The sequence below is a fragment of the Lactobacillus jensenii DSM 20557 genome, assembly GCF_001436455.1.
In the GTDB taxonomy this organism is placed as follows: domain Bacteria; phylum Bacillota; class Bacilli; order Lactobacillales; family Lactobacillaceae; genus Lactobacillus; species Lactobacillus jensenii.
The window spans coordinates 30,726-46,234 of the sequence record NZ_AYYU01000003.1; the positions used below are offsets into that span (position 1 = coordinate 30,726).

The 15,509-nt window shown below is 33.9% G+C and carries 14 protein-coding genes; 11 read left to right on the top strand and 3 right to left on the bottom strand.

The window, feature by feature from the left end:
- Positions 1-6: 6 nt before the first annotated feature.
- The 7 genes from FC45_RS01405 to FC45_RS01435 all read left to right on the top strand — a co-directional run bounded on the left by FC45_RS01405 (position 7) and on the right by FC45_RS01435 (position 7,603).
- Positions 7-765: an alpha/beta hydrolase gene (locus FC45_RS01405; RefSeq protein ID WP_006585573.1), complete on the top strand. Its 759-nt coding sequence runs from the start codon at positions 7-9 to the stop codon at positions 763-765.
- A gap of 239 nt (positions 766-1,004) precedes the next feature.
- Entirely contained in the window at positions 1,005-2,348 is a 1,344-nt protein-coding gene (locus FC45_RS01410; RefSeq protein WP_006585574.1) for a family 4 glycosyl hydrolase, read from the top strand.
- Positions 2,349-2,424: 76 nt separating this feature from the next.
- Entirely contained in the window at positions 2,425-4,296 is a 1,872-nt protein-coding gene (locus FC45_RS01415; RefSeq protein ID WP_057706322.1) for a PTS sugar transporter subunit IIBC, read from the top strand.
- Positions 4,297-4,418: 122 nt separating this feature from the next.
- Complete coding sequence (locus FC45_RS01420; protein ID WP_224783198.1) at positions 4,419-5,141, top strand: MurR/RpiR family transcriptional regulator; 723 nt, start codon at positions 4,419-4,421, stop codon at positions 5,139-5,141.
- Between the two features lie 52 nt (positions 5,142-5,193).
- Positions 5,194-5,685, top strand: a complete 492-nt coding sequence (locus FC45_RS01425) for a hypothetical protein (protein WP_006587755.1) — start codon at positions 5,194-5,196, stop codon at positions 5,683-5,685.
- A 10-nt stretch (positions 5,686-5,695) separates the two neighbouring features.
- Positions 5,696-6,178 carry a PTS sugar transporter subunit IIA gene (locus FC45_RS01430; protein ID WP_006585578.1) on the top strand — a complete coding sequence of 161 codons (483 nt, stop codon included), beginning with the start codon at positions 5,696-5,698 and terminating at the stop codon, positions 6,176-6,178.
- A 213-nt stretch (positions 6,179-6,391) separates the two neighbouring features.
- Positions 6,392-7,603 (top strand): L-lactate MFS transporter, encoded by a 1,212-nt coding sequence (locus tag FC45_RS01435; protein WP_006587756.1) that lies wholly within the window; start codon positions 6,392-6,394, stop codon positions 7,601-7,603.
- A gap of 46 nt (positions 7,604-7,649) precedes the next feature.
- Here FC45_RS01435 and FC45_RS01440 read toward each other — a convergent pair whose 3' ends face one another.
- Positions 7,650-8,525: an ROK family protein gene (locus tag FC45_RS01440; RefSeq protein ID WP_006585580.1), complete on the bottom strand. Its 876-nt coding sequence runs from the start codon at positions 8,523-8,525 to the stop codon at positions 7,650-7,652.
- 280 nt (positions 8,526-8,805) lie between these two features.
- Here FC45_RS01440 and FC45_RS01445 point away from each other — a divergent pair, with 280 nt between their 5' ends.
- Positions 8,806-10,515, top strand: coding sequence for an FAD-dependent oxidoreductase (locus FC45_RS01445; RefSeq protein WP_006588757.1), 1,710 nt, complete (start codon positions 8,806-8,808; stop codon positions 10,513-10,515).
- Between the two features lie 46 nt (positions 10,516-10,561).
- On the opposite strand, the gene FC45_RS01450 is transcribed toward FC45_RS01445, so the two are convergent.
- The gene (locus FC45_RS01450; protein WP_006587757.1) at positions 10,562-11,482 is read right to left on the bottom strand and encodes a LysR family transcriptional regulator; all 921 of its coding nucleotides are present in this window, start codon (positions 11,480-11,482) and stop codon (positions 10,562-10,564) included.
- A gap of 150 nt (positions 11,483-11,632) precedes the next feature.
- Between FC45_RS01450 and FC45_RS01455 the strand changes: the two genes are divergently transcribed.
- From FC45_RS01455 to aroD, 3 genes are read left to right on the top strand one after another with little or no spacing between them, the layout of a single operon-like run.
- Entirely contained in the window at positions 11,633-12,556 is a 924-nt protein-coding gene (locus tag FC45_RS01455; RefSeq protein WP_006585583.1) for a shikimate dehydrogenase, read from the top strand.
- Between the two features lie 39 nt (positions 12,557-12,595).
- Complete coding sequence (locus FC45_RS01460) at positions 12,596-13,783, top strand: MFS transporter (protein ID WP_006587758.1); 1,188 nt, start codon at positions 12,596-12,598, stop codon at positions 13,781-13,783.
- A gap of 8 nt (positions 13,784-13,791) precedes the next feature.
- Complete coding sequence (aroD, locus tag FC45_RS01465) at positions 13,792-14,550, top strand: type I 3-dehydroquinate dehydratase (RefSeq protein ID WP_006587759.1); 759 nt, start codon at positions 13,792-13,794, stop codon at positions 14,548-14,550.
- A 17-nt stretch (positions 14,551-14,567) separates the two neighbouring features.
- Here aroD and FC45_RS01470 read toward each other — a convergent pair whose 3' ends face one another.
- Positions 14,568-15,476, bottom strand: coding sequence for a LysR family transcriptional regulator (locus tag FC45_RS01470; RefSeq protein ID WP_006587760.1), 909 nt, complete (start codon positions 15,474-15,476; stop codon positions 14,568-14,570).
- Positions 15,477-15,509 lie beyond the last annotated feature (33 nt).

Genomic DNA, 15,509 nt, shown 5'->3' on the forward strand with positions numbered 1-15,509 from the left:
ATGATAATGAATGAAAAAGATATAAAGATTTCTAGAGATGGTTTAAATTTAGCTGCTAAAGTTTCTTTGCCCAAAAATTCTACATTTGATTTAGCTATTTTGGCATATGGATTTGTTGGAGAAATGAATCCTAGGGTAAATAATTTATTGCCAGAGATTGCTGATAAATTGCAAAAAAGAGGTATAGCTACTTTAAGATTCGATTTTAATGGGCATGGAGAAAGTGAAGGCCTATTAGATAATATGTCTATTTACAATGAACTAGAAGACTATCATGCAGTCTTGAATTATGTATTGAATTTGAAAGGACTTCGTAAACTATATTTAGTTGGACATTCTCAAGGTGGAGTACTTAGTTCAATGATGGCGGGGTTTTATCGAGATAAGATTCAAAAATTAGTTCTTATGTCTCCTGCTACTACATTAGTTGATGATGCTAAAATAGGAACTTGCATGGGAATAAATTATGATCCTAATAATATTCCAGCTAAATTAGATTTTGGAAAATTCAAATTAAATGATTGGTATTTTAGAACTGCTCAATTTCTTAACATTTATGATGTGGCCCAAAGTTATCGCAAACCTGTATTGATTTTGCATGGAGAAAAAGATAAAGTGGTAAATAATTATGCTTCAATTCGATATCATGCAATTTGGCCACAATCTGAAATTCATTTAATAGCAGAGAGTGATCATGGCCTTCATCAAAATAGACAAGAGGTATACAATCGAGTAATAAAATTTTTATGTGACGATTTAGATTGATTTTTTTAAAGTGAATTTAGAAGCGTTGATAAACTTAGTACGACACTAAGGAATATTAACGCTTTTTGTATGAAGAATTTTTTGAAATATATTTCAAAAATTGACAATTTATTTTTAAATACTGAAATACTGTTTCTATAGTAATGAAAGGGCTTCCAAAGAGTAAAAACAATTGGTATAAATAAACATGTAAGGTACCTCACTTAATGAATGTTTATCATTTCTAAGGAGACAGATTTATGGTTAAAGATGATCGAAAGTTTTCAGTTGTAATTGCTGGTGGTGGTAGTACATTTACCCCAGGATTTATTTTAAGATTAATTAATCAACAAGATAAATTCCCACTTCGCCAGATTAAGTTCTATGATATTGATGCTGAACGACAAAAGAAGATTGGTGATGCATGTGCCATTATTATTAAAGAACGTGCCCCACAAATAAAGTTTTCATATACTACTGATCCTGAAGAAGCCTTTACTGATGTTGACTTCGTCTTTGGTTCAATTCGTGTTGGTAAATACGAAATGCGTAGTCATGATGAAAAGATTCCTCTTAAATATGGTGTAAATGGTCAAGAAACAACCGGCCCCGGAGGAATGGCATATGGTTTACGTTCAATTCCAGCAATTATTCAAATTATTGATTACATGGAAAAGTATTCACCAAATGCATGGATGATTAACTACTCAAACACTATTGCAATTGTTTCTGAAGCTTGTCGTCGCTTCCGTCCAAAGTCAAAGGTAATTAATATTTGTGATATGCCAATTGATATCATGACTAGAATGGCTCAAATTTGTGGCCTTAAAGATTACCATGATCTTGACTTTATCTATTATGGTTTGAATCACTTTGGCTGGTGGAAAGAAGTTAGAAACTATAAGACCGGCGAAGACTTAATGCCTAAGCTAAAGAAATATGTTCGTGAAAATGGATATTATGTAGGCGGAGACTTTGACAAAGAAACCGAAGCTAGCTGGGTAGCAACCTTCAAGAAAGCCAAGGATTGCTATGCTTTGGAACCAGACACATTGCCAAATACTTATATGCAATATTACTACTACCCACAATATGAAGTGGCTCATGCTGATCCACATCATACACGGACTGATGAAATTCTTGAACACCGTCAAAAGATTGTCTTTGGTGAATGTAAGAGAATTGTTGAAGCTGGCACAGCTAAGAATAATATTTGGGATAAGAATGCTATTCACTCAGAATATATTGTTGATATCTGTCATGCAATTGCCTACAACACCCATGAAAAATTCTTAGCAAATATTCCAAACAATGGTGCAATTTCTAATATGCCAGATGATTGTATCGTTGAAGTTCCATGTCTCTTTGGTGCAGATGGTGTTCAGCCAATTGCCTGTGGTGAAGCTGGCAGATTCCAAAGAGGTTTAATGATGGAACAAGTAACTTGTGAGCAATTAGTTGTTGATGCATATGAACAACACTCATACGAAAAGATGTGGCAAGCATTTGCTCTTAATAAGACTGTTCCAGATGCACTTGTTGCAAAGAAGATTCTTGACGATATGATTCCAGTTAACGCACCTTATTGGCCAGAATTAAAGTAATCAAAATCTAAATAAAAGTTGTAAAGATATAAAAGGTGCTAATAGTTAGCACCTTTTTGCTTACGAGGTGAAAATTATGATGCAGAAACTCCAAAGGTTTGGAGCCGCAATGTTCGTTCCAGTCCTTTTATTCTCATTTGCGAGTATTGTCGTAGCGTTATGTAGTTTATTTACCAATCCATTGATTTTTGGCTCTCTTGCAAAAGATGGTACTTTCTGGAACGGTATTTGGAATGTGATAGCTAATGGTGGATGGACTGTATTTAATCAAGTAAACTTGCTCTTTGTTGTAGGTTTACCAATTGGTCTAGCTCATGCTGCTAAAGGTAGAGCTGCTATGGAATCATTAGTTATTTACTTAACATTTAATTATTTTGTAGCAGGCTTTTTACAATATTGGGGCCCATTTTTTGGCGTAAATAATTATGCTAAAGACCTAGTTGCTAACTCAACTAACGGTGGTCTTACAATGATTGCTGGAATAAAAACTCTTAATACCAGTATGGTAGGGGCATTATTAGTAGCTGGAATTGTAATTTATTTGCATAATCATTTCTTTGACAAGAAATTGCCAGATTGGTTAGCTACTTTCCAAGGTTCAACTTATGTTGTAATGCTAGGTTTCTTTGTAATGATTCCATTTGCATTCTTGACTTGTTTAGTATGGCCTAAGATTCAATTAGGAATTACAAGTATGCAAACTTTCATTGTACACAGTGGTTTAGTTGGTGTTTGGATTTACACTTTCTTAAACCGTATCCTTATTCCAACAGGGTTACACCACTTAGTATATATTCCATTCCAATTCGGTCCTGCTGTTGTTGAAGGTGGGTTACAACCATATTGGTTAAAGCACTTAGCAGAATTTGCTCAAAGCAGCAAGCCACTTAGTGTTTTAGCTCCTCAATTAGGATTCCAACTTTATGGGAATGAAAAAGTATTCTTAGTTCCAGCCATTTGTTACGCATTCTATTCAACTGCAAAGAAGAATAAGAAAAAGCAAACTTCAGCATTACTTATTCCAGCAGCTTTAACTTCAGTCTTTGCTGGGATTACTGAACCTGTAGACTTTACTTACTTGTTTGCTGCACCTGTATTATGGGTGATTTATTCTTTGCTTTCAGCAACTATGAACACTACCATGTGTGCATTTGGTGTTGTAGGTAACATGACTGATGGTGCAATTGGTATTGCCGCTCAAAACTGGATTCCACTTTGGCCACACCACTGGCAAACATATATTATTCAATTTGCTATTGGAATTATTTTTGCCGTAATTGTATTCTTCGTATTTAAATACATGATTTTGAAGTTTAATTACATTACTCCAGGTCGTGAAGCAGATGATGAAGATGTTAAACTTCTTTCAAAGGCTGAATACAAAGCTAAGAAAGCTGCTGAAAAAGCAGGTAGTGCTAATGCTAATGACCCATATATTGCTCGTGCATCTGCTTATCTTGAATTATTAGGTGGACCAAGCAATATTGAAGATTTAACTTCATGTGCAACTAGATTGAGAGTAACTGTAGTAAATCCTAATAAAGTTGCATCTGATGCTGCATTTAAGCAAAATAAGGCAGTTAGCGTTGTCCACCATGGTAAAGCATTACAAGTAATTGTCGGTTTGGATGTTGCTCAAGTTCTTGAGAGAATGCAAACAATGATGCAAGAACAAGGACACAATAATGTTGCTTCAACTGAAGTAGATCCAACTCTTGAAAAAGCTACTGGTTTTATTGATTTATTAGGTGGTCAAAGTAACATTGATAATCTATTGTCATGTGCAACTAGATTAAGAGTGACCGTAGTAGATCCAAGTCTAGTAGCTGATGAAGCTGCATTTAAGCAAGTTGGTGCATACAACCTAGAAATAAAAGATAAAGAAGTAGATATTGCAGTAGGATTAGAAACAGATGCCATTATTGCAAAAATGAAAGAAATAATGTAGAAGCATTAAATTTTATGTTGGATACAAAAATATAATATTTAAGTAGAAAAATATTAACGTCTGTAGTCCTTTGTATTAGTCCATTGTGCTATATTTAAACTAGCATAATGGGAGATGGAAATATGAATTTACAAACGCGTATTTATGAAAAACAGGGTGTATTGAGTGAATCTGAAAAAGAGATTATTCAAGGGTTATTAAGTTCAGCTAAAGAAAATTCTCAGCTTAGTTTAAAAGATTTATCTAAAAAGCTCTATGTTTCGGAATCTGCTATTTTTAGACTATGTAAGAAATTGGGATTGTCTGGTTACAGTGAATTGAGATTTGAACTTTTAGCTGCCTCTTCAGTAAATCATCAACCTAATAATAATTTCATTAAAGAAATGGCTGATTTAACTACTAACACGATTAAACAGTTTGAAGCTCGAAACCTGACTAATTTTTATATTGATATCCAAACAGCTAAAAACATTTACTTGTACTCTACAGGTTGGCAACAGGAATTATTAGCTAGTTATATCTCTAAAGAATTGTTTTTACTTGGTAAACAGACTGTGTTACTACCATCAGCTTTAGATGAGCTAAAGATGCGTGGCCAATTCTTTAACAAGGGTGATATGCTATGGACGATTTCATATTCTGGTAATAATTCAGCTATTGTTAATGAACTAAAGAAGATTAGACTAATTGATGATAAGCTAAAATTAGTATCTTTGACCAAAATGGGTAGTAATGATTTAGCTACAATTTCTGATTATAGTTTCTTTTTCCAAACAATTGACTTCAGTTACCAAAATAATGGGGGGGTAATCCCCGGTCCTGTTTCTCTCCGGCTTATATTTTGATTGATTTGCTTATAAATGGATATTTTGATTGGCAACAAAAGAAGGGATAGCTATGATTTCACACTTAAACTTTTCTAGTTTTTTAGATCGAATCGTTCAAAATTTAAAATTAACACCAAAGAAGTTGCTGAAATGGTATTCATATATATTAATTTTGGTTCCACTTGCTTGTGCTGTTTTGGTAAGTTTAAATTTAGTAACAGCAAGAACCAGTTTTGCTAATCTTATAAGAAGTCAGGCTGGTTTAGCAGTTGGTGTGATTATAGCTTTATGTGACTTGATAATTGGTTACTTTTGTCTTTTGAATTTATCTAATTTTGGTAAGAAAAAGACCTATAAACGATTTATGATTACACAAGTTATTACACAAGCTTTAGTTGGTAATTTTATGTGTGTAATTATGGGCATTTTAGGAATTCATTTAAGTAAAGAACTGAAAAATGAGGGACAAGTCAATTCAAAAGTAAAGTTGGTTATAAATTTTGGTACAGCATTATTATTTCTTTGCTTTGTTTTATTAATAGTAATTGAATTGAAAAAGTAGAGGTTAAGCAATGTTTGGTTTATTTAAAAAAAGCTCAAAATTAAAAGTTATTTCACCAGTTAAAGGCGATTTAATTCCGATTACTGATGTTAATGATGATGTTTTTTCAACCAAAATGTTAGGTGATGGCTTTGCTATCGAACCGATTGATGGTGCGGTTGTTGCTCCATTATCGGGCAAGATTACAACCCTGTTCCCTACAAAGCACGCGCTAGGAATTACAACAGATAAAGGCTTAGAAGTATTGATTCATATGGGAATTGATACTGTTGAATTAAAAGGAGCGCCTTTTGATGTATTTGTAAAAATGAATCAAGAAATTAAGGCAGGCGATAAATTAGCCCAAATAGATTTGGATAAAATAAAACAAGCTGGCTTATCTGATACAATTATTGTGGTCTATACTAATATGGATTTACTAAATTCTGTATCAGATGTTGATCCTAGACCAATTTTAGCTGGTGATGTTGTTCAAGAGATTGAATATAAATAAAGTATCCGTACATTAAGAAACAGAAGCAAATCGATATTTGCTTCTGTTTTTTTGTAGTAAAAATTTTTAAAGCCCCAATATATTGAATGCACCGCCAATTTGTATAGCACATATTGTTATTTGCATACTACAATATTAATTGACCCATTTTTGAAAAGTAGTATATTCATACCTGTAAGCATTAACTTAGCTTTGATACTTTGGAGGTAAAAATTGAAAAGAAACCGTTATGTTGTCGCCCTTGCTGGCGTTGTTTTACATTTAATGATTGGTTCTGTTTATGCTTGGAGCGTTTTTACAAAGCCAATCGCAGCTGAAACTGGTTGGTCCATTAAGGCCGTAACATTCGCTTTTAGTTTAGCTATTTTCTTCCTGGGGATGTCTGCTGCTTTTATGGGACGATTAGTTGAAAAGTATGGACCTACTGTAACTGGTACAGTTTCTGCTATCTTGTTCGGGTTAGGCGTAATGCTTACCGGTGTTGCAATTGGAGCTCATCAACTTTGGCTACTTTATGTGTGCTATGGTGTAATTGGTGGAGTTGGTTTGGGAGCAGGGTATGTAACTCCTGTTTCTACAATTATTAAGTGGTTTCCAGATAAAAGGGGGCTTGCTACTGGACTTGCAATTATGGGTTTTGGCTTTGCTGCTTTGTTAACCAGTACTGTTGCTAATCACCTCTTGAGTCTTAAAAGCGTCGGCCTTGAAAAGACTTTTTATATTTTAGGTGCTGTTTACTTAGTGGTAATGCTTTTAGCAGCTCAATTAATTAAGCGTCCTCAACCTGGAGAAGTTCCAGTTCAAACTAATTTACCTAAAAGTAGCACCGGCGTTCAGATGAAAGCTAATGACGCTTTAAAAACACCAGCCTTTTATTGTTTGTGGTTTATGTTCTTTATAAACATTACTACAGGTATTGGCCTCGTCTCAATGGCTTCTCCGATGGCACAAGAGATGGTCAATATGGATGCCGCTAAAGCTGCCGCATTGGTTGGAATTATTGGTTTATTCAATGGTTTTGGTCGATTGATTTGGGCAAGTTTATCAGACTATATAGGTCGTCCCCTAACATATACCTTGATTTTTGTTGTTGATATTCTTTGTCTAGGCACAATTCTTTATTTGCGGCAAGAACTACTATTTTCAATAGCACTTTGTCTTCTTCTATCATGTTACGGAGCAGGCTTCTCCGTAATTCCTGCTTATTTAGGTGACGTGTTTGGCACTCGTGAACTTGGTGCCTTACACGGCTACACTTTAACTGCTTGGGCAGTTGCTGGAATGGTTGGTCCTACAATTATCACCTATACCAGTCATGGCAGTGACTATTCCAAGACTCTACTTATTTTTATTATTATTGATGTCATATCTTTACTTGTCTCATTTTTTGTAAAAACACAAATTAAACTTATGAAAAAAGCCTAATTAAGCAATAAAAAGACCTCGGATTTCCGAGGTCTTTTTAATATGCTTATTTCAATAACTTTTTAGCTAATTCAAAATCACCTAAAGTTGCTGAACCATTATTGGCAACTGCTGGACGAACAATTAATTCATCAAGTGCAGGAGTTGCAACATAATTATTATTTAAATCATCAAAGTACTTACGTACTTGAACTAAATCATCTTCGTTTAAAACAGAGCCACCTACAATCATAACATCAGGTCTAGTGGTCATGTATGCATTGTAAAGCATTTGTGCTACGTAATATTGTAAAAAGCTGAATACTTTATGATCTCTTGGTAAATCTTCTCCAGGAATTCCAGTTCTAGCTTTAAGACTAGGACCTGCAGCCATACCTTCAACACAAGCACCATGGAAAGGACAGCCACCTTCGTAGTCATCGCCTTCAGCTTTTACTACCATCATATGACCCATTTCTGGGTGGTAGTTGCGGCCAATAAATTTACCTTCTTGAATAATACCGCCACCAACACCAGTACCAATAGTCACGTAAAGGTAAGTCTTAGTGTTATCAGCACCGCGAGCAATGTATTCACCGTAGCAAGAACCATTTACATCAGTTGTAATATAAACTGGAATGTCTAATTCTTTTTCGAAGAATCCTTTGAAGTTAGCACCTGACCAACCTGGCTTAGGTGTATCTAAAATATAACCATAAGTACGTGAATCAGGGTTAATGTCAACTGGACCAAAGGTTGCGATACCAAGGGCATCTACTGGATTCTTCTTAAAAAAATCCACACAAGCTGTAAAAGTTTCATCTCTACTTGTAGTTGGAATTCGGTCAGTTGCGATTACTTTACCAGACTCAATATCTTGAACGGCAAGGATGAATTTGGTACCACCAGCTTCAATACTGCCGACAGTTTTTGCATTTGTCATTAATATTTTCCTCTCAGTTTTTGATTTTTATAAAATGTAAAGGCTTTAAAAATCATAACGATTTTAGCACAAATTGGACATTACTTGTAGTTTTAACATCTTTTTTCTTAAAAAATATGTTAAGTATTTTTATATCGAAAATATAAATGGCGTTATGAGATTGTTTTTGCTTTATATCAATAGTCTGAATCTATTAATAATTCTGCTATTGTTTGTTTTTTTAAATAGAAAATCATTTTAAAATGAAACCGATTACTGTTAGTGATAGGAGAGGTAAAATATGACTAAACAAACTTTGCAAGCTGAAGCTAATGGTCGTAATGGTAAGATTAAGTTTGATATTAATATTGATAATAACGAAATAAAAGATATAAAGGTTACCAAATCTAGTGAAACACCAGCAATATTTAATCAGGTTTTTGATAAATTAAAAAATTCCATTATAGAGGAGCAATCATTTGATGTAGACGCTGTATCGGGCGCTACAATTATGACAAGTGCTTTACTTGATTCTGGAAAAAAGGCTTTGAATCAGGCAGGAGTTACACCAGTAGCTAAAGAGAGCGATAAAACACATCGGGAAGTAAACCTAGATGTAGATGTTGCCGTCATTGGCTCAGGTGCCGCAGGATTGATTGCAGCTTGCCGAGCTCTTTCAATGGGAAAAAATGTAGTAGTTCTTGAAAAGAATGGTTATTTAGGTGGAGCTACAATATTAAATGGTTCAAATGTAGTAGCTACAGGTTCTAACTTGGCTCAGCAATTATTTGGTACTGAGGCACAAGAAGATAGTAGTAAACGGCTTTTTGCTGATATTACTCGTGAATGCCGAGGTACAAATTATCCTGAATTATCAAAAGTTTTGGTTGAAAATATTGGTAAAGCTGTTGATTTTATTAAAGAGTTTGCGGGTTTGACTTATCAAAAAGCAGAAACACAAACAATTGAGCATTCAGTTAATCGGCAAGTGGAAATGCCAAGTGAAAGCTCATATGAATTAATTAAAAAGATAGCAGCTGCCTTTGAAGAAAAGGGTGGCAAGATTTTACTTGATGCTCGTGTTGAAAAAATCAATTCTGAAAATGGTGTACCTATTAGTCTAGTTGCTGAAGGAAAGCACCAAACTACAAACGTTAAGTTCAAATCACTTATTTTAGCTGCCGGTGGTTGGGGTGCCAAAGACTTTAAAGAAAAGCGAACTTCGATTCCTTATTATGGTCCAATGACTTCAACTGGAGATTATTTCTTCTTTAACAAGGGATTAAATTTGGCTAGTCGTAATTTAGATTGGTATAAAGTTTATCCACATGGGTTAGAAGTTGAACCTGGAATTGCTAAACTTACAACTTATTCAACAAAAGAAGCAAGTGATATGGGGGCAATTTTTATTAATCGGGCTGGTAATAGAATTGTAAATGAATCAGATCCATACACTCATTTTAGAGATGCAATTGCTGCTCAAAAAGATCAGATAGCTTTTGTTCTTATGGATCAAAGAATTTGGAACAGATTTTATGAATTAATGCTTAAATATGGTTTTACTGCTGATGAAATTAGTCATTATTTTGCACTTGATGGCAAACAAAGCCCAATTTTAGTAAAAGGCACTCTTGAAACCGTAGCTAATAAAGCTGGTATTAATTTTGAAAATTTACAGCATACTTTATCTAATTATCAAAATTATGCCAAAAATGGCAAAGATCCTGAGTTCGGACGTGAAGCAAAATTTATGCATGAATATTCAGGTGATACTTACTACGTTATTGAACAAAAACTTCGCTTCTGTACAACTTTAGGTGGGTATGAAACTAATAGCCAAATGCAATTATTAAATAATGATATGAAGCCAGTGGCTAATTATTATGCAGCTGGTGAAGTAATTGGTGGTGCCAATGGTCATGACTCTATGCCAAGTATGATGAATTCATGGAGTTATGCTTCAGGCTTTTTAGCTGGAACTAATGCCAGCGACAATTGTAATAATCGATAAAAAATAAGCTATTTTTATCCTTTAGGAGATAAGAATAGCTTATTTTTTAAATCGTAGTATTTTTCTCGTTAAAACTATTTCGACAATATTTTTCAGCGTAACTTTGAAAACGTTGCACAACTGGTGGTAAAAAATGATTTGCTTTAGTAATTGCATAAATTGGGTGCACTACTGCTTTATCTTTAATAGGCAATAATTTCACTATCCCACTACTTAATTGTGACATATGTGGTACAATTGCAACCCCAAAGTTATAACGAACAAATCCTAAGACTGAGTGGTCTTCCTGAACTTCGACAGCTACTTTGGGTTTTATGTTTGCTTGATCGAATATTTTTTTGAGGAAAATTCCTAAGCCACTATTACGCTGATAAAGGACCATAGGATATTTAGCTAATTCGGAAAGAGTAACTTCATCTTTTTTAGCTAGAGGATGGTTAAAAGGAACAGCAGCTAATAATTCTTGATTTACTAGATGAAATTGATTAACTTGCGCTACTAGAGCAGGGGTTGTAGCTTTAGAAGCAAATACTAAATCGAGTTTTTCTTCTAGTAATTCTTCAATTAATTTATCTGTAATATCTTGGCTATACGAAAAAGTGATTTTCTTAGCAGTTGGATCATTTTTAAAGGTTGAAACTAACTCAGGTACTAGGTCTTGGCCCATAGTATAAGTAAATCCTAAATGAATATGTCCTTGATTAATGTCATGTAATTCTGCAACGTATTCATTACCTTTTTTTAAGGCATCTAGGCTCGCTTCTACGTGCTTTAAATAGATGCGACCGTAATTGGTTAACTTAATATTACGACCTTCTTTTTCAAATAATGGCACTCCTAATTCATCTTCAATACTGTTAATTGCGTATGAAAGAGAAGGTTGGGAGATACCTAAAGATTCTGCAGCTCGTGCCATGTGTTCAGTATGAGCTAATTCTACAAAGAATTCCAAGTGTCTTAGATTCATAAAATTTCTCCTCAAATTTACAGGATAAATAATAAACTGTCTTTATTGATAAATCGAACTAGTTTTATTTATTGCTTACTTTGAAAACGATACCATAAAAGGTGAATTGAGAACATATTAACAAAGATTTTTATTAAGGAGATTTTAATTATGACAAATAAAATAACTGGTGTAAATGGTCCTATTAATGGTTGGCTTGATGGTCATACCTACTTAATTGGTTTGATGGCTTACCCAATTCGCCACTCAATGTCTCCAACAATGCACAATAATGCTTTTGCAAAATTAGGTTTAAATTTTACCTACCTTTGCTTTGAAATTGATAACAAGAAGTTACCTAAGGCAGTTGAAGCTATTAGAACTTTGGATATGCGTGGTTCAAATGTTTCTATGCCTAATAAAAAAGAAGTTATAAAGTACTTGGATAAATTATCTCCTGCTTCAGAAATGTGTGATGCTGTAAACACTATTGTTAACGATAATGGTGTTTTAACTGGTTACACTACTGACGGAATTGGCTTTATGAAGAGCTTGGAAGATGAAGGTATTGATATTCGCGGCAAGAAGATGTGTTTAGCTGGTGCTGGCGGTGCCGCCACTCCAATTGCTGTTCAAGCTGCTCTTGATGGTGTTAGTGAAATTGAAATTTTTAACCTTAACGATGATAAATGGGCTCAAGCTGAAAAGAATGTTAAGACAATCAATGAAAAGACTAACTGTAAGGCTAGTTTGCACCACTTGGAAGACAAAGATGACTTCAAGCGCGCCATTAGTGAATGCGACATCTATTGTGATGCAACAGGTGTTGGGATGAAGCCTCTTGAAGATATGACTTTAGTTGAAGATCCTAGTTGGTTCCACGAAGATATGACTGTCTTTGACACAGTTTATGCTCCAAGAACTACTAAGCTAATGAAAGTTGCTCAAAAAGCTGGTGTAAAACATGTCTTAAATGGTATCGGCATGATGATTGAACAGGGTGTTGCCGCATTCAAACTTTGGACTGGTAAAGATATGCCAACTGATTATATTCGTGAAGTTATTTTTGAAAATGATGCTAAAGATAATAAGTAAAAGTTATTAGTTTTTAACTAAGTAGATTTGGGGATAGTTATGAAGAACAAATATACACCTACGGCTCTAGCGCTTTATTTCAATTATTTTGTTCATGGGATGGGCGTTATTATCTTGTCTCAAAATGCAGCTAATTTGGCTCACCAATGGGGAACTACGGAAACCGGTGCTCTTGCAGTAGTTTCTTCACTAGGAATTGGGCGGATTATAAATCTTTTAGTTTCAGGGGTGTTATCTGATAAATTTGGAAGAAAGCCATTTGTTCAATTAGGAATTGTTACTTATTTTATTTTTTTTGTTGGCATTTTGATATCACCGAATACAGTTATTGCGTATATTCTAGGAATTTTAGCAGGTATGGCTAATTCATTCCTTGATACAGGTACTTATCCAGGTTTGATGGAAATTTATCCAAATTCTAAAGGAACTTCTAATGTTGTATTAAAGGCATTCATTAGTGCAGGGCAATTTTTCTTGCCATTTATTGTCAGCTTTTTAGCAGCTACACATATGTGGTATGGATGGTCATTTTTAATTCCAGCTACTATTTTGGTTATTACTTTTCTTTATTTCATGTTTGGTGGGGCTTTTCCGGATTCGAATTCAACTAGTAAAACTGTTGAAGAAAAGATAACCAATAATAATGTGAAAACTAATTTATGGTTAGATGGTACTTTATTTATTATTTATGGATATATTTCACAAGCAACCTTTTATTTGGTAAGTCAAATGCTTACACAATATGGTCAAAAAATAGGTAATCTTCCGCAAGTAGCAGCTCATTCATTAGTTAGTTGGTATTCTTTAGGTTCAATTATTTGTGTATTAACTACAGCTGCTTTGGGTAAGAAGTTCAGTGAAATTCAATTTGTTCCTGTTTATACTTTAGGTGCATTTATTTCATTGGGGTTAATGTGGATTTACCCAACTAATGCAAATTTGATGATTATTTTATCACTATTAGTCGGATTTTTTGCAGCGGGTGGTGTAATGCAATTGGCATTAACAGTCATGGCTGAATTCTTCCCTGCAGGTAAAGGAACAGTTACAGGCTTCTTTTATACAGCAGGCTCAATCGCATCGTTTACGATACCTTTAGCAATTAATTGGATTGGAAACATGCGAAATGTAATGCTTTTTGATGTAATTATTGCATTAATTGGATTTATTGATACGAGTTTAATTGCTATGCGATACAAAAAAATGTTTGGTAAATTAGGAAAGTAGGAAGTATTATGGCGACTGTGAAAATTAGGAATCTAGTTTTAGGTGAAGGATTACCTAAAATAGCTGTACCTAATGTCGGAAAAACAAGAGAAGAAATTATATCTGCAGCTAAAGAAATTATACAGGCTAAGCCAGATTTGATGGAGTGGCGGATTGATTATTTTGAAGCAGGTATAAATAATTTTGATGAATTAAAAAAGGTAGCCCAAGAACTTCGTAAGGTTATGGAAGAAATACCTATTTTAATAACTTTCAGAACCAAAAATGAAGGAGGAGTGTTATCATTACCTGAAGAAAGGTATTTATCTTTACTTGATCAAATTATTGTAAATAGACTAGGTGATGCTATTGATATTGAACTTTTTCACAATGAAGATACAATTAAAGGATTAGTTGAAAAGGCGCATCAATATAATGTGATTGTTGTTATGAGTAATCATGATTTTGATAAAGTGCCAAGCAAAGATATAATTGAATTTAGATTGAAAAAGATGGCCGAATTAGGTGCGGATATCCCTAAATTTGCTTGTATGCCACATTCAAGCATGGATGTTTTGACTTTATTGATGGCTACTACAGTTGTAAATGAAAATATTTCTAACCCTATCATTACAATGGCAATGGGAGATTTAGGAAAAGTTAGTCGGATAGCTGGACAAGTATTTGGATCAAGTTTATCATTTGGAGCTGTTGGTCAGACATCCGCTCCAGGTCAATTATCTATTTCTGATTTAAGAAATGCTGAGAAGTACTTAGAATTACATTGATATGTATCAAAAAACCGTTAAAGCAATGCTTTAACGGTTTTATTTTTATTTTTTATAATAGTTTTTAATATAAGTAAGTAGTCGTTGGGTTGCAGGAGATAAGAAATGATTTTTTTAGTTGCTACATAAACTGGATTGATAGCAGCTTTACTGTCAATTTCCAGGAATTTTATTTCCTTTTGGTTAATTAAATTACTCTTAGGAACAATTGCTACCCCAAAGTCTGAATTTACAAAATTCATAATAGGTGCTGTATCTGCTAAGACCATTGAAATGTTAGGTTCAATTCCAGCTCTTTCAAAGAAAGTATCAATATTTTGTCTTAAGCAGTTAATGTGAGGATAGGTAATTAATGGATAAGAAGCTAAATCATTTACGCTAATTTTATCTTGCTTAGCTAAAGGACTATTGATAGAAACGGCTAAATATAGCTTTTGATCAAATAAATGAGTTAGATTTACAGATTCTAAGTCATCAGGATTAGCTACAATGGCTAAATCAACTTTTTCACTCAATAGTTTTTGGATGATAACTGAAGTAACATCTTGCTCAAAGTAGAAGTTAAGATGTTGTTCAGGATTTTCATGTTTAAAAGCATTTACTAATACAGGTGCGATTTCTCTAGCTGCAGATGAAAAGCCAAATCTAACAGTTCCGCTATTAGTATCTACTAATTCACTGATATAAGTGTTTCCTTTACTGAAATCAGCTAAACCCGCTTTAACATATCTAAGATATATTTTTCCATATTTACTTAACTTTATATTACGTCCATCTTTTTCAAATAATGGAACACCTAATTCTTTTTCAATGCTACTAATTGCATATGACAAAGATGGTTGTGTTATTCCTAAATTTTCAGCAGCCTTTGCCATATGTTCAGTATGTGCAAGTTCGACAAAAAATTCTAGGTGACGTAAATTCATTGAAAAAATCCACTCTTTCTTTAAAATCCCTCA

Excerpts from the sequence above, each read along its gene's own strand:
- FC45_RS01405 (WP_006585573.1), top strand. The coding sequence starts at position 7 with ATGAATGAAAAAGATATAAAGATTTCTAGAGATGGTTTAAATTTAGCT.
- FC45_RS01410 (WP_006585574.1), top strand. The coding sequence starts at position 1,005 with ATGGTTAAAGATGATCGAAAGTTTTCAGTTGTAATTGCTGGTGGTGGT.
- FC45_RS01415 (WP_057706322.1), top strand. The coding sequence starts at position 2,425 with ATGATGCAGAAACTCCAAAGGTTTGGAGCCGCAATGTTCGTTCCAGTC.
- FC45_RS01420 (WP_224783198.1), top strand. The coding sequence starts at position 4,419 with ATGAATTTACAAACGCGTATTTATGAAAAACAGGGTGTATTGAGTGAA.
- FC45_RS01425 (WP_006587755.1), top strand. The coding sequence starts at position 5,194 with ATGATTTCACACTTAAACTTTTCTAGTTTTTTAGATCGAATCGTTCAA.
- FC45_RS01430 (WP_006585578.1), top strand. The coding sequence starts at position 5,696 with ATGTTTGGTTTATTTAAAAAAAGCTCAAAATTAAAAGTTATTTCACCA.
- FC45_RS01440 (WP_006585580.1), bottom strand. The coding sequence starts at position 8,525 with ATGACAAATGCAAAAACTGTCGGCAGTATTGAAGCTGGTGGTACCAAA.
- FC45_RS01445 (WP_006588757.1), top strand. The coding sequence starts at position 8,806 with ATGACTAAACAAACTTTGCAAGCTGAAGCTAATGGTCGTAATGGTAAG.
- FC45_RS01450 (WP_006587757.1), bottom strand. The coding sequence starts at position 11,482 with ATGAATCTAAGACACTTGGAATTCTTTGTAGAATTAGCTCATACTGAA.
- FC45_RS01455 (WP_006585583.1), top strand. The coding sequence starts at position 11,633 with ATGACAAATAAAATAACTGGTGTAAATGGTCCTATTAATGGTTGGCTT.
- FC45_RS01460 (WP_006587758.1), top strand. The coding sequence starts at position 12,596 with ATGAAGAACAAATATACACCTACGGCTCTAGCGCTTTATTTCAATTAT.
- aroD (WP_006587759.1), top strand. The coding sequence starts at position 13,792 with ATGGCGACTGTGAAAATTAGGAATCTAGTTTTAGGTGAAGGATTACCT.
- FC45_RS01470 (WP_006587760.1), bottom strand. The coding sequence starts at position 15,476 with ATGAATTTACGTCACCTAGAATTTTTTGTCGAACTTGCACATACTGAA.